This is a genomic window from Roseobacter sp. SK209-2-6 (assembly GCF_000169455.1).
Taxonomy (GTDB): Bacteria; Pseudomonadota; Alphaproteobacteria; order Rhodobacterales; family Rhodobacteraceae; genus Pseudophaeobacter.
On sequence record NZ_AAYC01000001.1, the window covers coordinates 249,753 to 268,482 of the forward strand.

Genomic DNA, 18,730 nt, shown 5'->3' on the forward strand with positions numbered 1-18,730 from the left:
TGAAGGATGGCAATCCACTGGCAATCTTACAAGTGAATCCACCATGGTCGACATGTCACGGGCCCGTACGCCCCCGGCCATTCTGATGGCTCTCACCGCCGCAACTCTGACCGCATCTCTGGGTATCAGCATTACCTCGGTCCTGCTTCCCACGCTGGCACGCAGCTTCTCTGCGACGGTGTCAGACGTGCAATGGGTCGTGCTGGCCTATCTCATAACCGTGACGGTCACCATCGTCTCTGCCGGGCGGCTTGGCGATCTTTTCGGCAACCGCCGGGTTCTAACCGCCGGGCTCGTCGTCTTTATTACCGCGTCGGTTCTGAATGCCGTTGCTCCGAGCCTTAGTCTGTTGATTGCAGGACGAGCTCTGCAAGGGCTTGGCGGAGCAATCCTGATCGCGCTTCCCATGTCTGTCGCGCGCAACCTTGTTCCGACAGAGCGGCTAGGCACTGCGATGGGCTTGCTTGGGACAACCTCTGCGGTCGGGACGGCATTGGGCCCATCCCTTGGCGGCTTACTGCTGGCATGGGGTGATTGGCGTTTGGCTTTCTGGCTTCTCAGCGGCTTTGCCTGTTTGACACTTCTCATGTCGGTTTTCTCCATTCCGCGCGCTTTTGAGCGGAAGGGCACGTCTTTCCGGGAGCTGGATTTACCGGGAACGTTTCTATTGGTGTTCGCTTTGAGCGCCTATGCCCTGGCGGCAAGCGGAGGAGCCGCTGGTGTTCCAGTTTCTCCGGGTGTGCTGTTCACAGTCGCGCTGGTCACAATCGTCCTCTTCGTGATCGTCGAAGCGCGTGTCGCATCGCCTTTGGTGCCGATGAGCATGCTGTTCGACCGGACGGCAGGTCTTGGTTTTTTCATGAACGTAGCTGTAGGCACGATCATGATGTCCACGCTGGTCGTCGGCTCGTTCTTCCTGGCCTTTTCACTTGGGTTAAACGAGACGTTCATTGGTCTGGTGCTGGCGGTCGGACCTGCGACCGCCGCACTTTCCGGATTTCCGGCGGGGCGGTTGACAGATCGGCTCGGTGCGGGTCGCGTAATGGTCTTCGGTCTTTTGCAAACAATGCTGGGTCTGCTTTGTCTGGCCCTCCTCCCGCGGTGTTTCGGAGTCGGCGGATACGTTGTCGCGCTCATCGTTCTGACCCCGGGATTTCAGATGTTCCTTGCCGCCAACAATACAACGGTTATGGCCGACGCGGCTCTAGAACAGCGAGGCCGTCTCTCGGGCTTACTCGGTCTGTCCCGCAACCTTGGCCTGATGACGGGAACCTCTGTCATGTCAACGCTGTTTATTACAATTCTGGGAACCGATGATGCCACGAGAGCCCCCGCCGACGATGTTGCCCATGCCTTTTCAACGACATTCCTGGTAGCCGCAGGCCTGGCCTTGGCCACGTTGGGTCTGGCCATCTTCAGCCGAGACGGGCGCAATCGAAAACGTCCAGCCCAGCGGCGTGAGGTGATTGAGAATGAAGAATGATCGAACAAGAAAGTGTGTTTCATGACCTGCACGCAAGAAATTTGTGGTCCTGCTCCAAATAGCACCGGACCTTCCTCCCTTCTTGATGCAGCGAACTCACACTTTGTCCGCGTTGCCACTGATGTGTGCAATGCTCAGTCTCCGCTCAGTTTGCGTAACCCGCCTTTAGCCAACCCAAACAAACTTCAAACCCTCCGAACGCATCGAGGGCAACTGTTTCGGGGCGAAACCTACAGTTTATGGCGTCTTGGGGGCATCAGCTACTTTGGATTACTTAGGTTCTCGCCCTCTCGCTCCACTTCGGCGTCTGCCTTGTCGGTGATTTGATCAAGCGAGGCTTCAAGGCTCTGGCGAAGCGCTTCGAACTCTTCGTCGTTTGGCTTTTTCGGAACCTCCCTCTCCCATTCCTGACACATCAGCACACCGCGCGAAAAGGGTAGCGGCAACATCTGTTTGTCCCAGGTTGGGAGCTTGGCCACCCGACGTTCGGCAAAGGCGACGGTGAAGACACGACAGCCCGTCATCCTAGCCCAGGTGATGGGAACCCCGGATGCAATTCGGGCAGGGCCACGCGGTCCATCAGCGGCTATCCCGATTGAACATCCCTCTTTGGTACGGCGCAATACCTCACGCGACAGCGCCACATGGCGCTTATGGCTCGACATGGGGATGGTCTCAAACCCTAGACGTACCAATATTTGTCCCGCCAAACGCCCGGCACGGGCCGCAGAGGTGAGGGCGCAGATGCGACCCAGCGAAGTATCAAACAGATAGGGTGCCATTATCAGACGTTGATGCCAGAGCACAAAAATCACCGGCTCACCTCTTGCGACACAGGCGTCCATCTCCTCAAAGCCGCTGCGGCTCCAGCGTGAAGTTCTGTGAGCAAAGGCAACATAGCCAGCCAAAAGGGCTTCGACCGCTCGGTTCACCCTGGGACTATCAGCAATTTTCTTTCTAAGGCTCAAGTGGTTCCCCTCTTTTCCCGCCAGTCATAGTATAGCAAAGGTCAGGGAGCCAGCCTGTCAGAGAACAGGTTGCAAAAAGCCACGCATTTCTGCCGATTTCCCTCTTGCGAGTCGCGTTGAGGTGGCTTAGGAACACCTGCACTGCAGGGGTATAGCTCAGTTGGTAGAGCGACGGTCTCCAAAACCGTAGGTCTCGGGTTCGAACCCTGATGCCCCTGCCAGTAAAATCAAGCATTTAGACTGAACTTGCTGAAACCCGAAATTTCGGTTTCCCAAAAAGTTTCCCACGTTCATGATCCGTTTTTGTTCTGTTCGCGCAGCGTTTGAGCTTGTTGCGCCAGGCGCTTTTGATTCGCACTTTTTGAGTACTTCTGGATCATCGAGAGGCTCTTGTGTCCGGTGATTGCAGCGATCTGATGATCAGTGCAGCCAGCCTCTGCTAGCTCACCTGCGGCACTGTAGCGGAGGCCGTGAAAGCCGTATCCTTCAAGGCCCAGCTCCTTTCGGGCCTTCAGAAATTTCTTTTGAATATAGTCATACCCGAGTTGACGCCCGAAATCGTCAGAGAGAATCCAATGGAGGCTTTTGCGGGGTGTTTCATCCAGGATAGCCCGCAAGCTGTCTGTGAATGGGATCCACAGCCGAACCCCAGTTTTGCCTTGCGTCACCCAGATGCCATCGTCTTCTATATCTGACCACTTCATGCGCGTGAGGTCTGAGGCTCGCTGCCCAGTGCCCAGAGCCAGCTCAAAAGCAAGCCGCTCTAAGCCGCGCACGTTTTTCCGGAAGGTCGCAACCGCAGGCTTTGGCCAGGGCTTGTGGCCCTCTCCTGTTTTGATCTTTTCAATTCCCTTGGCGGGATTGTCCCTTTGCCAATCCAGATCAACCGCATGCTCGAAGAGGATAGATAGCATATGGGGAATGTAGTTTGCAAAGCGTGCCCGGTGCTTGTTGGCCATCTGCGCCTCAATGATAGTGGAGCGGCGCATCTTGGTCGGGTCCTTTTGGCCAATTGTTCCAGCGAGATATTCCAGCACTTTTGAATAGTCAGCCTTTGTTCTTGGCGCCAAACCTTCCCATCGCGGGGATCTCTTGTAGCTCTGAATTAGCTTCTCGAAGGTGAACCTCTGTGAGAGAGCCCCGCCACCGCGCATTAGGCGCCAGTATTCCCGGTCATACTCTTCACTGTTGGGGTCGTCGGGAAGGCGCACATAGCGTCCGTCCTTGCGGAAATACTGATACAGTCTCCCTTTGACTCTCTTGGTTGTAGTGAATTTCTTCTTCACCATCTCACATCCTCAAAGCCGTCAACGAAATCGCCACGCATGACGGCCCGCAGCTCTTCTGCATCCCATCTTTCATAGGGGCCTACCTTCCTTGGCCGAGGCAAAACTCCCTGAGCTACAAGTTCACGAAACTCTGACGGCTTCATGTCCATCATTTTTGCAGCGCCGGTTTCAGCAACGGCAATGATTGCAGTGCGTCCCATTTTTGACCTCCGGATGCGCTGGGCGATATGGTGTTTCCCATATCGGGGTGGGTGGATTTCAATAATCAGTCATCAGGTCGGCCCCGAGCGGGGTTAGGCTCCAGTGCCCGGATGGCCATGACCTAAACTTAATCAATCCTGCTTCTTCTGCGGCCGACAACTCGGCATCAGATGCGCGAGGCACGCCTATCCGATCATTCATGACCGCGCGCACGGCGGGCCGGTGCTTTTGCAGGTTTCTCAATGGCGCATTGGGGCTCATGTCGCGCTCCAGAATTAGGAAGATTGATGTTGTGCAATTCGGCGGTTGTTTTCCGCCTCGAAACCGAATGCGATAATCTGAGCGTGCAAAACCCAGTCATCCGTATCCATCGCTCGAGGGCGCGTGCAGATACAGGTCAATCCTCCTGTTGAGAAGTCTGACTTTCTGCAGAGAAGGGCTTCGTTCTGGCAAATTCGATCTTGGATGAACCAGCCATCAGGAAAGCCCTCTCGAATAATCCGGTCATTGAAGCGAGGTTTCTTATTTTGCATGTTCTCTTCCTGGTGTTGCGTCTCACCTAGTCAGTTTTCTGAGCATCTCTCAGCACTTTGCGCGCCTGATCTGCGTCCCGCAGGGCCTGCGCCACAGGGGTACGGATGGTTTTGAACAGGCTGCGAAGTCCTTGCTCATGCGGCTGCATGTATGACTTTCCAAGCTTTTCGTAGAACACCTCTAGGAAGGCGTCCGCGCCATATCCGGTCATGGCATCTAGCGCCCGCAGCTCACTTTCATTGAATGTGATGACTGCCTTTGCTTCGACAACCGTTGTGGTCTTGAACTCAGCCATTCCGGCCTCCTGCAAGTAGCTCATCCGCCATTCTGAACACATCGCCAGGCCCGCTGGGCGTCCATGTGAAATAGGCGTCATCGGTGGCGGAGTTGTATTTGAAGAACTGGTAGACAACCCAATTTCTCAAGGCAGTCCAAGCGGTCTCCTCATCCCATTCTGGCTCATAGTAGCCGGACATTCCCCCTACCATTGGGGTGCCCTTCAGAGGGTGACAGGGATACCCCAGCTTGACATACGGGTACTCACTTCCCGCCCTGCATTTTGGCGATAGGGTGCCCGCATGTGTTTGTTTGCAAATGATATCGGTATGGCATGACGGAGTCCGGTCCAGCTTTGCGAGATCCCGAATGATCAAGCCGTGGTAGTTTTCACCCTTCTCCGCGAGAAACTGCTCGCGAGTATCTCCGATCCTTGCCAGATAAGGCGCCGCGCGCTTGGATAGCTTTTTCAGAATGCGCAGGTTCATTGGTTTGCGCCCCTAGTTTGAGGGCAGCGCAAGCGTTGCGCCTTGCCCTGTAACTGGTCGATGCAGGGAGAGGTTTTCTCCGGCCTGCTTGCCAGCCTCCGCACCTTCAGAAAAGACAGAGATTTTGCGGTTGATTGCCTTTCTAAGGCAAAGGCTCTCGAAGTGTTCGTCCAGCTTCTGGTTCTTGACGATCATGACTTCGGTTCCGGTTCCGCGGCCAGCATCGTCTAGCGTCTCAGACATGGCATACAGGCGCTGGGCAATGCGTCGAGCCATGAAGATTGCAAACGATTTCCTGTCCTTTGCACGTATGGCGGGCGAGTAGGGTCCAGGATCGTAGCTGGCACTTTCAACCTTGATGGCGTTCAGGATGTGGCCATGCAGCCAAACAGCCAGGTCGCGCTCTGCGCCATAGCCGTAATAGGTCATGGCCGATCCACTAGAGGGGCGGCCTCTGAACGCGCCGCGAGTATTGGTGAAAGCAGCGATGGCATTCTGTACAAAGACCATTGCGCCGCCGGGTCTGCCGCCCGTCCATGGGGTGGAGCTGGCACCAATTTCCTCGGCCTGATCACCTGAAACCTCTTCCATCGTGAATCCAAACTTGCTCATCAGGTCCATGGCCTTCTGCATGCAAAGGTTGGCTTCTGCTTCACTTGATGCAGGGTCATTTGCCCTGGCCATCAGTGCCGCTGCGCGTTCTTTCATTGAGCGTTGTGCCATGACTTCCTCTTAGCGGATTTCAGTTAGATTTCGTGGCTTGGTATTCGTGTTCTGACAAGCCGACCTTCCAGAACCCTCCGCAATGATCGCGAATTTCATCCAGGGTACTTTCGGTCGGCTTGTGGGCAGGGGTGGGCAGGATCAATTCGCCATCACGCTCACAGATAATGCCTTCAACACGCACCGGCGGCAGGCCGAAGGAAAAGGCAATCCGGTCACCAACCTGGACGGTTTCCCCGTCGATGTCCCTTTCGATGGGCCGTTTCTGGCCGGTCATGCTGCGTCCTGGTCGAAGCGCACATGTTTACCATCGGGGCAAACCATCGACAGGATGTGCGGAACCCTCTGTACTTCCTTTTCGGCTTCAGCCCGCGTGTATCGCCCGGCGCGGTTTGCGTCTGAGCAATAGCCGCAGGAATTGACCGCGTAGTAAGCGTCATCTTTGCGGGACCAGATCCGATAGACCTGCTCATCCCCAAACAGGATCCCTTGCAACTGTTCCGCTCTGCGAAAGTCAGAGGCCTGCACTGCGCGAGAAAGCAAACGCTCTAAGACGCCGCGCCTTCTGCGCTCGTTAAGTTTTGTGCGCAGGTTCGCCGGCTGTTTTGTGAACAGCTCACGGCAGGACTTATTGGTGCGCTCGTTGGGTGAGATTTTGACCCACCACATTGAGTTAAGGTTGTAGAAAGCCTGACCTCGGCGGATACGTCCATCATGACCGGCAAACCAAACGGTTTGCCCTTGGCTCAATAGTTCGCCGTCCTTGCTGGTTCGGTTGTAGTCAGCATGCCAATCGGCATGGCCCAGATCGGGCTTTGTGTGGCAGCTCTCTGCGTAGTCCTTTTGGATCAGCTGATCGGCAGAAAGTTTTGAGAGGTTCTTATCCTTAATTTCCAGGCTGGCGAAACTCAGAAGCCATGTAAGAATGCGCCGCTTTTCCAACTCCCAGCGCTTCTGATCCAGGTAGGTCATACGCTGCAGTTTGTCGAAGTCGTAGCGCCGCCCATTCGGGTTATCCAGCGGGTAAGTGGTGCACCAGAATTCGATTTTGGTCACGCGGCCTGACAGTTCAATCTTTGCTCGCAATGTGCCTTTGGCAGCAAGGCGATGGCCGGGACTGAGACAGCTGTAGTGCTTGCGCACCTGCGGATCTTCCTTGACCGACCAGCCGCGACCGCGCAGCTGGCGGATCAGCCCCGAATAGACCTCTTCCCGAAAGGTGGGGTCGTTTGGGTCATCTTGCCAGATCCCTATGTGTGAGTCGTGAATGTTGATATCTAGCTTGCGCTTACTCATCTATCGGCCCTCAAAAAACAACAATGGCGACTGCCAGCGCCACGGCGGCGCAGACGATGGGTTTCAATGGATTTAGCGGGGCGCGCGCTGGGCGCATGAGGGCGCCGCTCTGAAGGCCTGCAAAGCGGCCCAGAGGCGCGCGCCCCGGTGAACTCCCTTCACCCCCAACGTGAGTGGTGGGAAAAGCCCCGGCAGCGCGCTGGCTGCCGGGTGAGGTGCCCGCATCGGTGCGGGGCAGGGAGGAACCGTGTTTGTTCATGCTGCGGCGCTCAACTCATGCATAAGGATCCGGGCTGGTAGATCGGCCAAAGCGGCGCAGCGCCAGTTTTCAGCGGCTTCCAGTGCGGTGGCCCCGCGACCAATGATGCCGAACATGTCGATTTCATAGAAATGAGAGGTGACGCGCTGGGCGGGCAGGGTTGGATCAATCCACGATCCTGCACCCATCTGCGCGGCCGCGATGGTCACGAGATGGATCTTCTCTGCTGGCTTCTGCGCAAATGCACCAAGGAAGGTCAGTAGGGGATCCATTCCAGAGAGCCCGCCAAGGCTGCGCAGCACCGTACCGCACCAAAGGCGCAGGCAATTGCCCAGGTCAGCGTCTATCGCATCCATCCCATGCAGGGTGATGTGAGCGGCTTCGTCATTCTCGCAGATTGTTGCATCCAGGAGCCTAACAGCCATGTCAGCGGCTTTCGCAGGCGAAACCAGCGTCAGCCATTCCAAGAGGGCTGCAGCGGATTGAGCGGCCCGGACCCCTTCTGTTTGATAGGCGGGGGTCGCTCCAGGGATTAGGGTAAGTTCAATCATTGCACTCTCACTCCTTCTAGCCGCTGAACCACGATCAATTCATTATGAAGACATAAACACATTTAGCATTGATCAGTCAATGCAAAATGTATAATTCAACGGCACAACCATAAGGATGTGAGGTTTGAGCTATGAACACCGAGAGAAGAGAAGTATCCTGCAACCAAAGATTTAATGAGGTCAAGAATTTGGCAAATCGACTACTTCAAGCACTTTGCTGCTTGGTGCTGTCTCTTGCGATTGGCAGCGGTGCCGCAGCTAAGAGTAATAACAACTTTGATCTAGTATTTGAAATCACCATCGCCCGCCTGGAGCTTGCTGAAGCCCTACTTAGGTCAAGCGCTGATTTCTGGGCCGAAAACCCAGACGTTGGCGGCATCAATGCCCACCTCTCGTTGAGGCAAGTCTTGAATGGCAGCCCATATTTTCGCTCTATTTTGGCGATTGGAGAGGACGGAATTCTGTCCTTTGATAGCTTCAATCCGGTCCCGTTTCTTGGGGCCAAAGATCTAAGTGACCGGGGGTATTGGAAGGCCGCAAACGCTGCGAAACCCAAGACGCTGGTATTTTCCCCTCCGGTTGTAGGGCGCCAATCAGGTATGACGTTTGTTCCTTTGGCAATGGCTGTGCCAGGCGGGACAGCTCGGAGGCAGCGCGTGGTTGTTTTAACAGCTCTGCCTGAAACCCTTTTACCCACTTCAAACATGTGCAACTTTTGCGGGGTTTCCCTGGTGCAAAAGGGCAAAGTGCTCGTTTCCAGTCGCCCGCTTTCCGACGTGAATGCCCGTGTCATTGAGGCGCTGAATTTCGATGGCCACTATGGCTCGAAGTCCCTTAACGTTCGTGGCCTGAACGTTACGACCCATTGGAAACGATCGGAGAGGTTCGGGATCGTGCTCGTGTACTATTCTGTTGAGCCAGGCGGGGAATAGCTGGACAACCCATCCTGTATGAGAGAGGGGCGCTTAATGCGCCCCTTTTTTTGTGCCCATCAGGTCATCGAGGATCTGCTCTGCAAGTTTGGGCGTGATATCTCGCGCGCTAGCTATTTCAAAAACTATCAACTCACGGGCGCTTGGGTCTAACGTTTGCTTGCTGCTGAACAAGTGAGGAATCCCAAAGGCAACCCCCGTGACTCCTAAGACAACTCCGAACAAAAGTGCGCTGGTGATCTGAGCCAATCGACCAAATCTCGCCCGATGGGGAGATACTTCTTCTGGTTGAGAATTGGGTGCTGCCGACAAAGCGCTGAGGCTTTCTAGTCTGCTGCGTAGCTGCATGGCTTCTGGGTCTGCAAAGGTCATTTTTTCGCTTCTCACTTCTCCATTGCTAGCATTGCTATGCCAAACGTATAGAGGAATCAACAAAATGTATATAATCGAACTGGCCAAGCCTAGAGACGCCCACTGTATCGCCAAAATCCACGTCTCATGCTGGCAGGAGTGCTACTCATTTCTGCCAAGAGGGCTCCACGAAGCCCGCAATGAGGCCGTTAGGAGCAATCAATGGACGTCTCGCCTCAACCATCAAGTCGAATCAAAAACGCTAGTATTGAGAGATGCTGGCATAATCGCTGGCTTTGCGCACATCACTAAAAATGGGGATAAGGATATGCCTGGAATAGCAGCGGAATTGCACGCCTGCTACCTCTTGCCGGGCTATCGGGGCACCTTGGCCGGTCCGCAAATGATGCTGGAAATGCTCAATTGCGCCAAGGATGAGGGGTGGGACAGCTTCTCTGTTTGGGCGTGGAAGCGAAACCCGATCAGGCGCACCTACGAGGCTTTGGGTCTCAAGCGGAAGATCATGCGAGATCGGGAGATTTGCGGATACTTCGTGCCAGAGGTGGGTTATTGTCAGACAGATATTTCAGAAACAGAGGGTAAGCTGCTAAAAAACCTCACCCACCAGAAGCGGCGTGCTTATGAAAAGCGAAGTCGACAACGTTGTGTAACCCACCGGCTCCGCTTTTGCTGACATAGCGGCAAATATCAACTACCAAATCAGAAATCACTTCAGGGGGCGCATCTTTTGCCCCCTCATGGCGTAGAACGAATTTTATAATCTCAGAAAGTGTCGAGTCAGAGACTTCTGCGATGTTGGTTGTTTTTTGCTCTATGCCAAACATCACGAAGCATGGGTCTGCACCAAATGCAGACGAATACTTCTGAACATCGTCAGGCTTGCAGCCGCGGGTGCCGTTCTCATGCGCCGCGTAGGTAGAGACAGTCCAGCCGAAACTTTTAGCGGCCTCTGCCGCTGAGCGAAAGCCTGCGGATTGGCGGGCCTGTCTGAGTCGATTTCCAATTTCCATACAGCGGTACATAGCACCGAAAAAATTACAAAACGGGTTGATAGTCAATGCAAATTGCATAATATGCCCGTTATGAGTAAATTCTTTCAGCTATGGTCGTCAATCGGAGAGATTGAACGCGAAATGGGCGGCACCTATTCGGCTTGCGCTGCATGGGTGCACCGAGGTGAGATTCCGCGTTCATTTGACCTGAAGTTGTTGGAGGCGCTGAAACGAAGAGGGATTTCGCTCGATCTCGCCGAGCTTCACCTTTGGCACGACAAGCACGCAGAGCGGAAAAAGGCCATTCGCGAGGGGAGCATTTCTGGCCCTCAACAGTCAAAAATTCCCCTGCCATGGGAAGGGAAGCTGGCAAAACCAGAAAACCCTGCCGTCGGGAAGGGTTTGCCGAAATGACCTGGTTTCGCACCATCTCAAGAACCTATGCGCGCTGGGCGGATCGCTTTGAGCTCTTCCTGCTCAAACTGCGGGAGGGGTGGCGATGAGTTCCGCGGCCCCATCTCCCTGTTCATCAGCCTCCCCGGAAAAACTGTTGTTTCAGAGCGTTCTGTTCCAAGCGCTATTGGACGCAACTTCTCCCTCCACCGTTGCGCGCTATGCCGAGACACGCGACCGCGCAAAGAGGTGGTTCCAGGAGGGCCGAAAGGACTTCCGGTGGATTTGCTGGCTGGCGGGGTTTGATCCTGAAGAGGTGCGCTCTGCCTACTTGGATGACCGCATCAATAGAGAAGCACTGCGTGGCGAGCTGGTAGGGCACCACGCGAGCCGTCGCCCAGAAGGGCAGGAGGTGAGAGCATGAGCATCGAGATGTATTCGCTGATCAAGCGTAGGGTTGCGGGCTCACCAACCAAGAAGGCGATCCTGCTCTATATGGCGGATGCCGCCAGCGATGACGGCTCTGGGATTTGGGTCAGCAAAGGCAACATGGCCGCTGATCTGGAGATGAAGAGCAAGCGCACGGTACAGACCAATATCGCAGAGCTGGTGGCCGCTGGGATCCTCTCTGAAGTCGGTCAGCGCAAGTGCAAGAATGGCTTCACCATCGAATACCGGATCAATGTTGATGCCGTTTCCAGCCTTCCGCAGACCCGTGCAGGAAATGCACCCCTACCACAACATATAGCGGGTGCAGGAAATGCACCCGTGCAGGAGATGCACCTGACGGGTGCAGGAGATGCACCCCCACCCGTGCAGGAGATGCACCCAAACCATCCTTTGAACCATAAAGGAACCATGTGCCCGGCTGACACCGGCCACACACAACCACTAGATTTGGATTTTGGACCTTTCTTTGATGAGGTTTGGCGTCTGTGCCCACGGCAAGACAGCTGGTCGCAAACCGAAGAGGCGGTGAAAGCCGTGATCGATGGCGGCGCTGTGCCAGCTGATGTGCTAGGTGCGACCCGTGCCTATGCCAAGCGAACTGCGGGGCACGACCCATCCCGGATCAAGTACAGCCAGAACTTCTTTGCTGATGGGTTCTGGGAGCAATTCGTGCCGAAGCGCGCAGCAAAAGTGGATCAAGCTGAGATCCTGCGCCGCCGGGCCGCTGACATCATCGCAGGCAAATCTTTCCTCACTCGCAGCATCTCTGCCCATGCGGCGGGGGAGTGCATCACCGCCGGGCTGGTGACGGCTGAGCAATGTCGGGATGCGGGGATAAACCTATGACCTCACCCCACCTGAACCCAGAGACCCATGGCATCGCCTTTGGCAAAGCGGTCGTGACCGTGGACCCGGATCTTGGGGATTGCATCGTGAGGGCGCCCCGCAAGGTCGGAATGACTGTGACGCCCGTTAGCCGCCGGTTCAACAGCCTGGATGAGATCGAAGGCGCCCGCGTACAGCAGCTGCGCTTAGAGGCAGGAGGGGACGCGGTAGCTGGTGACATCGCGCGTGCCCTCAAATTCGCAGCGCAACAGTTGGCCAGGAAGCAAAGGAAACGCAGATGACCGATCTGACCGAAGAAGAGAAAAGCGAGAACTACCGCGTCACCGCGGGAGAGTTGCGCCAGTTCATCGAGCGCTTTGAACGCCTGGATGCAGAGAAGAAGGACCTTGCGGAACAGCAAAAGGAGGTCATGGCAGAGGCCAAGGGTCGTGGCTATGACATCAAGGTCATTCGAAAGCTGATTGCGCTTCGCAAGCGGGACAAAGACGACATCGCCGAAGAAGACGCGGTGCTGGAGATGTACAAAGAAGCGCTGGGCATGTGAACGATGACAGAACGCATGACCGCAGAGCAATATCGTGATGCACATCTGGCGAAAGGGCAGGGCGGTGACAAACGCAGGGTCCGTGGCGCCCAGCGCACCACCACGGCAGACGGCATCACCCATGACAGCAAGACAGAAGCGGAGCGTTGGGAAGAGCTGAAGCTGCTGCAGCAGGCTGGCGAGATCTGCGGTTTGCGCCGTCAGGTGAAGATCGTGCTGCAGGGGCGCGACGGGCCAATCATGACTGACAGTGGCAACCAGGAACGCACCTGGAAGGCTGATTTCGTCTACGTCGATAACGCGCTGGGCATCACCGTGATCGAAGATCGAAAAGGGCATGAAACGGATGTGTTCAAGCTCAAGAAAGCGATCCTTGCCGCCCAGGGGATGGAGATCCTCATCACCAAGGCCAAGGGGTAGCCTATGGGCAAGCGTTCCAATTTCAAGCGCCGGGATAAGGATACCTACGATACCTTTGATCCGAAGGCCTTGCCCCCGCTGTTGCGACACCTGCCCAAAGGGGTGAGGTTCTGGGAGCCCTGTGGCGGCCAGTATGACCTTGCTGCAGGCCTTGAGGCCGCGGGGCATGAATGTGTGGTTGCCTCTGATATTGCGCCGCGTGATGAGCGGGTGTTTCGCTGTGATGCGATGACGGTAACTGCGGCGGATGTGATGGCAACTGGGGCAGAAGCGATCATCACTAACCCCGTTTGGTCGCGCCCTCTCATGCATGCGATGATTGACCACTTTTCCCGCATCTTGCCGACGTGGCTGCTGTTCGATGCCAGCTGGGCGCATACAGAGCAGAAGATGATTGCAAAGAAACACGGCGTGCGCACCGCGCCGGATCTTTTGCAGCACTGCCACATGATCGTATCGGTTGGCCGGCTAATCTGGATCGAGGGCACGACCACGCCGGGCAAGGATGATGTGTGCTGGTATTTGTTTGATCAGCGGCAGGCTCGTGTGACCTCTAACCCGGTCTTTGTCCCGCAGTTGAGTGAGGCCGCATGAGGTTCTGCAGGTTCAAAGGAATGATCTGCCCCGATATGGCGCTGACCTATGCGGATGCCAAACAGATAGCGAACCGGAAGGGAATCTGGATGGTCGAGTATCTCAGGGCGCGCCGTTGTCGTGACAGGCTCATTGGCTACTTCCGCAAAAAACACTTCGAAAAAAAATACTGGGATCAGGCATGAATTATTCTATTGGCCAGAAAGTTGAGACAGAAGAGCGCCGCAGGCTGATGGGTGAAGAGTTCCAAGGCCGGGATGGGAGTAAGGTTGCCCTCTGGTTCGTTCTGAAGGTGCAGCCCATGAAAGAGTTCGAGGTGGAGATGTGGCTGGGGCAGCAGGAAGGCGTTCTTGAGGCTTGGCTGCCAACTAACAAAGCGTGGCGCAACCAGGCCCGCGGGCATCGGCGCAAGGTCCAGTATCGGCAGAAGATCGCACCAGGCTATGTCTTTGCCTGTGTAGAGCGTCGGATAGCCTGGGATCTGCTACAGCGCCGCTCAAACGGCAAGGTGCTGGGAGTGGTTGGCTACAATGGGCGCCCACTGCCCGTGCCGGAAGAGCAGATGCGCGCCATGAAGAAACTGCCGAAGATCGTTCAGAAGATCTATGCCGAAGCGCAATCCGTCAAGCTGGTCAGGCCCGGTGACAAAGCGCGCATTCTGGATGATGGCCCAATGTGTGATTGGGTCGTGGATGTGACCGAGGTGAACGGAGGGATTGCCAAGATCCTTGTGCCCTTGCTGGGGGAGCGGGAAGCGCAGATATCCATGGAGCAGTTGGAGAGAATACAAGAATAGCTACTTCTGCAGCTCACAGCCCTGAGTGGACCTTGAGGCGGCCGCTTGAATGTGTACAGTTTATTCTACCAGGAAGGGAATCCTATGTCTGTACTCGACAACGTAAGAGATCTTGTGAAAACCGTCTCACCAAATTGCATTTGTGATGACTGCATCACCCAAAAACTTGATCTGTCAGTGCGCCAGCATGCAAACCACAAAACGCGGGAACTAGCAGGATCCCCAAGTTTCTTTAGAGCAAAACAGCGCTGCTCCTATTGCGGAGACGAAAAGCTCTCTATCAGAGCTTACTAACAGCCAGAAGTGGACGTTGGCCTGCGCTAGAAAATGAACATACAAGGGCGTATGCGCCAAAAGCTTTTTAGCGCGCTACTTTCATCATGAACTCCTGAATGGCGATCCCGCCGCCTGTACACTACCCTAGATAAAGAGATTGCCTCAAGGAAACCAAATGAACAAAGAGCCGGATAGAATCAGTTTTGGCACTGTGAGCCTTGTCACGCAGGGCGAGCATAAGTTCTATACTACAACCATTCCCAGTGAGGTTCTTGCAAGAACCTGTGTCGCGATCAGTCGCGAGGAAAACAACATAGACGGCTTTCAGCGTGTATTGGATCGAAAACGTGCCCAAGATATCGCCGACTACATCGACAACGGATTAGGAACAGTACCCAGCTCGATCGTCCTGTCGTCGCAGGACGACGCTGAACTTATCTATGATTCAAAACGTAAAAGTATTTCGTTCAAAGATATTCCTCAGGCATTCTTGATACTCGATGGGCAACACAGGGTCTTTGGCTTTGCCCTTGCAAAAAAGACGCTTCGCGTACCAGTGGTGATTTACGACAACCTGAACAAACGAGAAGAGTCACGGTTGTTTATTGACATCAACTCCAAACAGAAGGGCGTTCCATCTGAATTGCTGTTAGATATCAAGAAGATGGCTGAGTATGAAAATGACGCTGAGGCAACGATGCGGATCATTTTTGACAGGTTCAAAGATGACCCGGAGACTGTTTTGTATGGAAAGTTATCACCATCCAAAAAAGTTGCAGGAAAGATCACTAGAACTGTTTTTAACTCTGCCGTCGGTCCATTGGTAAAGCTATTTCGGTCCATGTCAGACGATGAAGTCTATGACATCTTCAAAGCCTATTATCAGGCCACATACGACTCAGTTTTTGAACCTAAGGGCGTTGGGTTTGAATTTTTTCAACCTACCGTGTTCAAGGCGACCAGCGGGTTCTTCCCGGCCGTAGCTAGGCGGACGAAGGACAGGTTCGGATCGATCTACACCTATGATCATTTTTCAGAAGTTCTTAGTCCGGTGTCTGACAAGTTTCGACCAGCAAAGATCAAGGAAAGCAAGAACGCATACAAGCCTTTGGTCAAGCATCTTGAAGAGTGCTTAGATTCTGATTTCCATTTGTGAAGGTCGCTCGCTATGGAAGCACCAGTGGCATTGCTCAGGCAAGTTAGGCTTGATCTGCTTTGTGCACATCGAGCGACTACGAACGATTTCAAAGCGTTTGTTGCATCACAGCGGTATACTCCAAGCTCAGTAGACGGAGTGTTTCAACTTCGCCCCTATGTGTGCGACGAGCTTGTCTCCGCACTTTCCGGTGATTGTAGCAAATTTAGCCGGGCTGCATGTGAAACCATTGCTGGTCTATGCACCGAACCCAAGGCACCAAAGAGCGCGGCATGGTTTGTCATCAGATCGTACTACGCTGCATTTTACAGTGCGCACGCTTTCCTTCGCTTGTTCGGCCGCACATGTACAAACATTGATGGCGCTGAGCTAGCTAAACTCAAAGAGGCCGCAAGCGCATTTAATCTGCCGCTTCCAGGCAAGGGATTTTACACAATCAAAATTTCTGCTGATCAGCAGAAATTAGAATTCAAAAAGCTAAAGAACTCGCACGAAGACACTTGGGCTACGTTGTATGCTGTTCTGGATGAACTGCGCGAAGCGGCGGCAACTATCGCTGCGCCGAAGGCATCTCGAGACACAACTGTACAAATACTCAGCGATATTAGAGATACCATGTCGTGCAGCGGCAGGTTTGAGAATGGGAATTATCTTTCCTTCGTTAGAAATCAGGTTCAATATCGCTTTGCCGAGCAAACGTGGTATCCTTATGGATCAAAGGCATTTCCTCCGCCGGTTACGGCAGAAGAAATTGCGAAATCCGTTCTGGAAGGTCGATATCAGCGCCTTGCGGGATCGAATGAACTGATCAAATTTGTCAACGCATCTCTTGAGTTCGTTCAATTGACGCTTAGCCTTATCGATTTCTCAGCGGGACAAGGTGCTTCTGCCAGCACCCATCTTCACAGAGATTACAAGCACGTCCGAAACATGTATGCTTGATGGAGAATGCACTATTGGTGCGTATCGACTAGTGTTGGGTAGGTTATGAAGTTAGTGCTAATTCTATACCATCTCCTCTCGCTCTAGCACAGCCCGAACATCTTCGAACACCGCTGATACGTTACCTTTTGGAAACCGAATTTGCCCGAGGCCTTGAATGTTTGAAAACTCTTCACAGCCTTCTTCGAGGACTACGATAGCCTTTGTAAACCCAAGCCGTCCTTGGAATAGCCCTACTTCATGAATGACGTTCATACGGGCATGCATTGAACCATCGGCTTGTTCATCTTCGGAAGTTAGGACGATAAATGCACACCCAGCACCGTCTAGCATTTCCGAAAGGCGGGAAATATTGGTGACGCCTGCGACTGGCACACGATTAAACTCTTCGTATGGAAGATTTAGACGACCTACCACAAAATCTTTCAGCTCTCGCCAAAGAGAGGAGCGTCCGTGACCAATAAATACGTTGGTGCCAACGCGCTCGGAGCGCCTCTCTTGCTTCTCTTTGCGACTCATGTGTGACCCTGCCTTCCTTGCAATGGCTGCCAAGCTCTTCGCGGCGTCAGCGGGACATTGAAGAGAGGCGGCTTTGGCGATGACCTCTTGATGTGGCGCTATGTGAAGGCCCGCTGTTAGCGCGTTCATATCACGCGTCACCATTTGCCTGTTGGACAGCATTGCCTTTGCCATCTCGCCCTCTCTGAGGACTCTAGTCGCTTCCGCTTCCCCCAACATTTTTTCCAGAAATGAATCTTTCTGGGCGCTAAGCGCAACTGATAATATGGAGAGGACTTTGTCCCGAGCGTCAGCCACATCTAGGGCTAATTTCTCACTGTCAGATTCAGCTTGGCTTAATTCGGGGTTGCCCGCCGATGAATATATAGCTTCTTTGACAATTTCTGGAGAATATTCGATCCAGGCTCCAATAGACCCCATACCTATATAACTCATGTCCTCTAATCCCCATTCAGCGCTAAACTGCGCACCAGGCGGTCGTGGGATTAGTCCTTCATAATATACATAAGCGTGGTGTCCTATGTTGGACCCACTCCAAGATTTTTGGACTTGCGTGGCTGAGTCAATCACAGCTTTCAGGGCAGTTTTGTGTTGGATTTGAAAGTTATCGGCTACGGTCGATAACTCGTTGCTCAGATTTAACAATTCCGTTGACACTGAAACCCTCAAATTGCTGGATAGAATTAGATGACGCTTTGGTTTGCGTTGAAGTCGGATGTATTCAATTTTGGTATCTGGCTCGAAAGAAGATGGCAAGCTTTCCCTCTGTACTAGGGAAGTAGAGACGTTGGTGGTGGAGCTGACAGTGCTCGCTATTGAGCTTTAGCTTTCGCGGCTTGATAAGAAACCTCGTACTTGTTACCTGTTGGTTGTGGTGAGTAGCGTATGGAAACGTAGATAAGCCCTTTTCAGCCCGGCCCCAACCTTTCGAAAGGTGCAGCCGATGCAACTGCGTAAGCAATTCCCAAATAGTGGTTTGATTGAAGTTTGGCGTCGGTCGGAGCGATGGAAACAGTTCCGGCTCACTATCCTTAAGCGTGATCTTTGGGCCTGCAAGATGTGTGGCAGGGCTCTGGTCACTGGCCGGAAGCCGAAGGCTTCAGCTGTTGTGGATCACCTGATCCCAGCTCACCTGCGCCCTGATCTTTTCTTTGAAGCAGAGAACAACCGGAGCGTTTGCAAGGGCTGCCATGACGGTCCCTGCCAGAGTATCGAGGCTAAGCACGGGCGCGATGAGGAAGCAATCAAGGCGGCCAAGATGTCTTGGCACCCTGGCGGCTATGACGCGCAGGGCTTCCCGCTAGATCCGTCCCACCCCTGGAACAGCTAGGCCGCCCGCCCTCAGCCCCAAAGGGGGAGGGGGGGTGTCAATCCCTGGGAGAGGATTTGCGGCTCTACCCGTACTCCCCATTCGTTCGCACAGAGATCAC

At 54.1% G+C, this 18,730-nt stretch carries 29 protein-coding genes and 1 tRNA gene; 16 read left to right on the plus strand and 14 right to left on the minus strand.

The features are described 5' to 3' along the window. Positions 1-52: 52 nt before the first annotated feature. Complete coding sequence (locus tag RSK20926_RS01260; protein ID WP_232281828.1) at positions 53-1,483, plus strand: MFS transporter; 1,431 nt, start codon at positions 53-55, stop codon at positions 1,481-1,483. Between the two features lie 260 nt (positions 1,484-1,743). Here the strand turns inward: RSK20926_RS01260 and RSK20926_RS01265 are convergent, their stop codons facing one another. Further along, entirely contained in the window at positions 1,744-2,451 is a 708-nt protein-coding gene (locus RSK20926_RS01265; protein ID WP_037253244.1) for a lysophospholipid acyltransferase family protein, read from the minus strand. A gap of 145 nt (positions 2,452-2,596) precedes the next feature. On the opposite strand from RSK20926_RS01265, the gene RSK20926_RS01270 reads away from it, so the two are divergent. After that, positions 2,597-2,672: transfer RNA gene (locus tag RSK20926_RS01270), tRNA-Trp, on the plus strand. A 69-nt stretch (positions 2,673-2,741) separates the two neighbouring features. Here the strand turns inward: RSK20926_RS01270 and RSK20926_RS01275 are convergent. The 10 genes from RSK20926_RS01275 to RSK20926_RS01325 all read right to left on the minus strand — a co-directional run bounded on the left by RSK20926_RS01275 (position 2,742) and on the right by RSK20926_RS01325 (position 8,068). Then, positions 2,742-3,740, minus strand: a complete 999-nt coding sequence (locus tag RSK20926_RS01275) for a tyrosine-type recombinase/integrase (protein WP_008203905.1) — start codon at positions 3,738-3,740, stop codon at positions 2,742-2,744. After that, positions 3,734-3,940, minus strand: a complete 207-nt coding sequence (locus RSK20926_RS01280; RefSeq protein WP_008203906.1) for a hypothetical protein — start codon at positions 3,938-3,940, stop codon at positions 3,734-3,736. Before RSK20926_RS01280 ends, RSK20926_RS01275 begins: the two co-directional genes overlap by 7 nt. Positions 3,941-4,216: 276 nt before the next feature. After that, complete coding sequence (locus tag RSK20926_RS01290) at positions 4,217-4,474, minus strand: hypothetical protein (protein ID WP_037253249.1); 258 nt, start codon at positions 4,472-4,474, stop codon at positions 4,217-4,219. A gap of 26 nt (positions 4,475-4,500) precedes the next feature. Continuing rightward, positions 4,501-4,770, minus strand: a complete 270-nt coding sequence (locus tag RSK20926_RS01295) for a hypothetical protein (protein ID WP_008203907.1) — start codon at positions 4,768-4,770, stop codon at positions 4,501-4,503. Next, positions 4,763-5,239, minus strand: a complete 477-nt coding sequence (locus RSK20926_RS01300; RefSeq protein WP_008203908.1) for a hypothetical protein — start codon at positions 5,237-5,239, stop codon at positions 4,763-4,765. Before RSK20926_RS01300 ends, RSK20926_RS01295 begins: the two co-directional genes overlap by 8 nt. Before the next feature lie 12 nt (positions 5,240-5,251). After that, a complete protein-coding gene (locus RSK20926_RS01305; RefSeq protein WP_157133005.1) occupies positions 5,252-5,962 on the minus strand; it encodes a DUF2786 domain-containing protein in 711 nt (236 codons plus the stop codon). Positions 5,963-5,981: 19 nt separating this feature from the next. Continuing rightward, entirely contained in the window at positions 5,982-6,239 is a 258-nt protein-coding gene (locus tag RSK20926_RS01310) for a hypothetical protein (protein ID WP_008203910.1), read from the minus strand. Further along, complete coding sequence (locus RSK20926_RS01315) at positions 6,236-7,258, minus strand: hypothetical protein (RefSeq protein WP_008203911.1); 1,023 nt, start codon at positions 7,256-7,258, stop codon at positions 6,236-6,238. Before RSK20926_RS01315 ends, RSK20926_RS01310 begins: the two co-directional genes overlap by 4 nt. A gap of 10 nt (positions 7,259-7,268) precedes the next feature. Continuing rightward, complete coding sequence (locus RSK20926_RS01320) at positions 7,269-7,517, minus strand: hypothetical protein (RefSeq protein ID WP_008203913.1); 249 nt, start codon at positions 7,515-7,517, stop codon at positions 7,269-7,271. Next, complete coding sequence (locus RSK20926_RS01325) at positions 7,514-8,068, minus strand: hypothetical protein (RefSeq protein WP_008203914.1); 555 nt, start codon at positions 8,066-8,068, stop codon at positions 7,514-7,516. The genes RSK20926_RS01320 and RSK20926_RS01325 overlap by 4 nt, the downstream gene beginning before the upstream one ends. Before the next feature lie 131 nt (positions 8,069-8,199). Between RSK20926_RS01325 and RSK20926_RS01330 the strand changes: the two genes are divergently transcribed. Continuing rightward, a complete protein-coding gene (locus RSK20926_RS01330; protein WP_008203916.1) occupies positions 8,200-9,000 on the plus strand; it encodes a PDC sensor domain-containing protein in 801 nt (266 codons plus the stop codon). Positions 9,001-9,033: 33 nt separating this feature from the next. On the opposite strand, the gene RSK20926_RS22720 is transcribed toward RSK20926_RS01330, so the two are convergent. Then, positions 9,034-9,372, minus strand: coding sequence for a hypothetical protein (locus RSK20926_RS22720; protein ID WP_008203918.1), 339 nt, complete (start codon positions 9,370-9,372; stop codon positions 9,034-9,036). A gap of 64 nt (positions 9,373-9,436) precedes the next feature. On the opposite strand from RSK20926_RS22720, the gene RSK20926_RS23430 reads away from it, so the two are divergent. Next, a complete protein-coding gene (locus tag RSK20926_RS23430; protein ID WP_008203919.1) occupies positions 9,437-10,045 on the plus strand; it encodes a GNAT family N-acetyltransferase in 609 nt (202 codons plus the stop codon). Here RSK20926_RS23430 and RSK20926_RS22305 read toward each other — a convergent pair. Further along, positions 9,969-10,442 carry a helix-turn-helix domain-containing protein gene (locus tag RSK20926_RS22305; RefSeq protein ID WP_083805698.1) on the minus strand — a complete coding sequence of 158 codons (474 nt, stop codon included), beginning with the start codon at positions 10,440-10,442 and terminating at the stop codon, positions 9,969-9,971. The genes RSK20926_RS23430 and RSK20926_RS22305 overlap by 77 nt on opposite strands. 63 nt (positions 10,443-10,505) lie before the next feature. Here RSK20926_RS22305 and RSK20926_RS21960 point away from each other — a divergent pair, with 63 nt between their 5' ends. The 11 genes from RSK20926_RS21960 to RSK20926_RS01385 all read left to right on the plus strand — a co-directional run bounded on the left by RSK20926_RS21960 (position 10,506) and on the right by RSK20926_RS01385 (position 16,781). Next, positions 10,506-10,778, plus strand: coding sequence for a hypothetical protein (locus RSK20926_RS21960; RefSeq protein WP_157133006.1), 273 nt, complete (start codon positions 10,506-10,508; stop codon positions 10,776-10,778). An 85-nt stretch (positions 10,779-10,863) separates the two neighbouring features. After that, positions 10,864-11,181 (plus strand): hypothetical protein, encoded by a 318-nt coding sequence (locus RSK20926_RS01345; RefSeq protein WP_008203925.1) that lies wholly within the window; start codon positions 10,864-10,866, stop codon positions 11,179-11,181. Then, complete coding sequence (locus RSK20926_RS01350) at positions 11,178-12,053, plus strand: helix-turn-helix domain-containing protein (protein ID WP_008203926.1); 876 nt, start codon at positions 11,178-11,180, stop codon at positions 12,051-12,053. Before RSK20926_RS01345 ends, RSK20926_RS01350 begins: the two co-directional genes overlap by 4 nt. After that, on the plus strand, positions 12,050-12,334 hold the full coding sequence (locus RSK20926_RS01355) for a hypothetical protein (RefSeq protein ID WP_008203927.1): 285 nt from the start codon (positions 12,050-12,052) through the stop codon (positions 12,332-12,334). The genes RSK20926_RS01350 and RSK20926_RS01355 overlap by 4 nt, the downstream gene beginning before the upstream one ends. Further along, entirely contained in the window at positions 12,331-12,597 is a 267-nt protein-coding gene (locus tag RSK20926_RS01360) for a DUF2312 domain-containing protein (RefSeq protein WP_008203928.1), read from the plus strand. Before RSK20926_RS01355 ends, RSK20926_RS01360 begins: the two co-directional genes overlap by 4 nt. A gap of 3 nt (positions 12,598-12,600) precedes the next feature. Further along, positions 12,601-13,017 carry a DUF1064 domain-containing protein gene (locus tag RSK20926_RS01365; RefSeq protein WP_008203929.1) on the plus strand — a complete coding sequence of 139 codons (417 nt, stop codon included), beginning with the start codon at positions 12,601-12,603 and terminating at the stop codon, positions 13,015-13,017. A 3-nt stretch (positions 13,018-13,020) separates the two neighbouring features. Next, complete coding sequence (locus tag RSK20926_RS01370; RefSeq protein ID WP_008203930.1) at positions 13,021-13,611, plus strand: hypothetical protein; 591 nt, start codon at positions 13,021-13,023, stop codon at positions 13,609-13,611. Positions 13,612-13,631: 20 nt separating this feature from the next. Next, complete coding sequence (locus tag RSK20926_RS22730) at positions 13,632-13,796, plus strand: hypothetical protein (RefSeq protein ID WP_008203931.1); 165 nt, start codon at positions 13,632-13,634, stop codon at positions 13,794-13,796. Beyond that, positions 13,793-14,407, plus strand: a complete 615-nt coding sequence (locus RSK20926_RS01375; protein WP_008203932.1) for a transcription termination/antitermination NusG family protein — start codon at positions 13,793-13,795, stop codon at positions 14,405-14,407. Before RSK20926_RS22730 ends, RSK20926_RS01375 begins: the two co-directional genes overlap by 4 nt. 451 nt (positions 14,408-14,858) lie before the next feature. Beyond that, positions 14,859-15,839 carry a DGQHR domain-containing protein gene (locus RSK20926_RS01380; protein WP_008203933.1) on the plus strand — a complete coding sequence of 327 codons (981 nt, stop codon included), beginning with the start codon at positions 14,859-14,861 and terminating at the stop codon, positions 15,837-15,839. A gap of 12 nt (positions 15,840-15,851) precedes the next feature. Further along, entirely contained in the window at positions 15,852-16,781 is a 930-nt protein-coding gene (locus RSK20926_RS01385) for a hypothetical protein (RefSeq protein WP_008203934.1), read from the plus strand. A 63-nt stretch (positions 16,782-16,844) separates the two neighbouring features. Here RSK20926_RS01385 and RSK20926_RS01390 read toward each other — a convergent pair whose 3' ends face one another. Further along, entirely contained in the window at positions 16,845-17,735 is an 891-nt protein-coding gene (locus RSK20926_RS01390) for a TIR domain-containing protein (protein WP_157133008.1), read from the minus strand. A 508-nt stretch (positions 17,736-18,243) separates the two neighbouring features. On the opposite strand from RSK20926_RS01390, the gene RSK20926_RS01395 reads away from it, so the two are divergent. Next, positions 18,244-18,630: an HNH endonuclease gene (locus RSK20926_RS01395; protein WP_008203936.1), complete on the plus strand. Its 387-nt coding sequence runs from the start codon at positions 18,244-18,246 to the stop codon at positions 18,628-18,630. The last annotated feature ends 100 nt before the right edge of the window (positions 18,631-18,730 follow it).

What these genes read in the sequence shown, in the direction of transcription:
- RSK20926_RS01330 (WP_008203916.1), top strand. Translation starts at nt 8,200, where the DNA reads ATGAACACCGAGAGAAGAGAAGTATCCTGCAACCAAAGATTTAATGAG.
- RSK20926_RS01395 (WP_008203936.1), top strand. Translation starts at nt 18,244, where the DNA reads ATGCAACTGCGTAAGCAATTCCCAAATAGTGGTTTGATTGAAGTTTGG.
- RSK20926_RS01320 (WP_008203913.1), bottom strand. Translation starts at nt 7,517, where the DNA reads ATGAACAAACACGGTTCCTCCCTGCCCCGCACCGATGCGGGCACCTCA.
- RSK20926_RS01325 (WP_008203914.1), bottom strand. Translation starts at nt 8,068, where the DNA reads ATGATTGAACTTACCCTAATCCCTGGAGCGACCCCCGCCTATCAAACA.
- RSK20926_RS01310 (WP_008203910.1), bottom strand. Translation starts at nt 6,239, where the DNA reads ATGACCGGCCAGAAACGGCCCATCGAAAGGGACATCGACGGGGAAACC.
- RSK20926_RS01295 (WP_008203907.1), bottom strand. Translation starts at nt 4,770, where the DNA reads ATGGCTGAGTTCAAGACCACAACGGTTGTCGAAGCAAAGGCAGTCATC.
- RSK20926_RS01355 (WP_008203927.1), top strand. Translation starts at nt 12,050, where the DNA reads ATGACCTCACCCCACCTGAACCCAGAGACCCATGGCATCGCCTTTGGC.
- RSK20926_RS01390 (WP_157133008.1), bottom strand. Translation starts at nt 17,735, where the DNA reads ATGAGTTATATAGGTATGGGGTCTATTGGAGCCTGGATCGAATATTCT.
- RSK20926_RS01280 (WP_008203906.1), bottom strand. Translation starts at nt 3,940, where the DNA reads ATGGGACGCACTGCAATCATTGCCGTTGCTGAAACCGGCGCTGCAAAA.
- RSK20926_RS01370 (WP_008203930.1), top strand. Translation starts at nt 13,021, where the DNA reads ATGGGCAAGCGTTCCAATTTCAAGCGCCGGGATAAGGATACCTACGAT.
- RSK20926_RS21960 (WP_157133006.1), top strand. Translation starts at nt 10,506, where the DNA reads ATGGGCGGCACCTATTCGGCTTGCGCTGCATGGGTGCACCGAGGTGAG.
- RSK20926_RS01365 (WP_008203929.1), top strand. Translation starts at nt 12,601, where the DNA reads ATGACAGAACGCATGACCGCAGAGCAATATCGTGATGCACATCTGGCG.
- RSK20926_RS01260 (WP_232281828.1), top strand. Translation starts at nt 53, where the DNA reads ATGTCACGGGCCCGTACGCCCCCGGCCATTCTGATGGCTCTCACCGCC.
- RSK20926_RS01380 (WP_008203933.1), top strand. Translation starts at nt 14,859, where the DNA reads ATGAACAAAGAGCCGGATAGAATCAGTTTTGGCACTGTGAGCCTTGTC.
- RSK20926_RS01275 (WP_008203905.1), bottom strand. Translation starts at nt 3,740, where the DNA reads ATGGTGAAGAAGAAATTCACTACAACCAAGAGAGTCAAAGGGAGACTG.
- RSK20926_RS01290 (WP_037253249.1), bottom strand. Translation starts at nt 4,474, where the DNA reads ATGCAAAATAAGAAACCTCGCTTCAATGACCGGATTATTCGAGAGGGC.
- RSK20926_RS01360 (WP_008203928.1), top strand. Translation starts at nt 12,331, where the DNA reads ATGACCGATCTGACCGAAGAAGAGAAAAGCGAGAACTACCGCGTCACC.
- RSK20926_RS01300 (WP_008203908.1), bottom strand. Translation starts at nt 5,239, where the DNA reads ATGAACCTGCGCATTCTGAAAAAGCTATCCAAGCGCGCGGCGCCTTAT.
- RSK20926_RS01315 (WP_008203911.1), bottom strand. Translation starts at nt 7,258, where the DNA reads ATGAGTAAGCGCAAGCTAGATATCAACATTCACGACTCACACATAGGG.
- RSK20926_RS23430 (WP_008203919.1), top strand. Translation starts at nt 9,437, where the DNA reads ATGTATATAATCGAACTGGCCAAGCCTAGAGACGCCCACTGTATCGCC.
- RSK20926_RS01345 (WP_008203925.1), top strand. Translation starts at nt 10,864, where the DNA reads ATGAGTTCCGCGGCCCCATCTCCCTGTTCATCAGCCTCCCCGGAAAAA.
- RSK20926_RS22720 (WP_008203918.1), bottom strand. Translation starts at nt 9,372, where the DNA reads ATGACCTTTGCAGACCCAGAAGCCATGCAGCTACGCAGCAGACTAGAA.
- RSK20926_RS01350 (WP_008203926.1), top strand. Translation starts at nt 11,178, where the DNA reads ATGAGCATCGAGATGTATTCGCTGATCAAGCGTAGGGTTGCGGGCTCA.
- RSK20926_RS01375 (WP_008203932.1), top strand. Translation starts at nt 13,793, where the DNA reads ATGAATTATTCTATTGGCCAGAAAGTTGAGACAGAAGAGCGCCGCAGG.
- RSK20926_RS01305 (WP_157133005.1), bottom strand. Translation starts at nt 5,962, where the DNA reads ATGGCACAACGCTCAATGAAAGAACGCGCAGCGGCACTGATGGCCAGG.
- RSK20926_RS01385 (WP_008203934.1), top strand. Translation starts at nt 15,852, where the DNA reads ATGGAAGCACCAGTGGCATTGCTCAGGCAAGTTAGGCTTGATCTGCTT.
- RSK20926_RS22305 (WP_083805698.1), bottom strand. Translation starts at nt 10,442, where the DNA reads ATGCAATTTGCATTGACTATCAACCCGTTTTGTAATTTTTTCGGTGCT.
- RSK20926_RS22730 (WP_008203931.1), top strand. Translation starts at nt 13,632, where the DNA reads ATGATCTGCCCCGATATGGCGCTGACCTATGCGGATGCCAAACAGATA.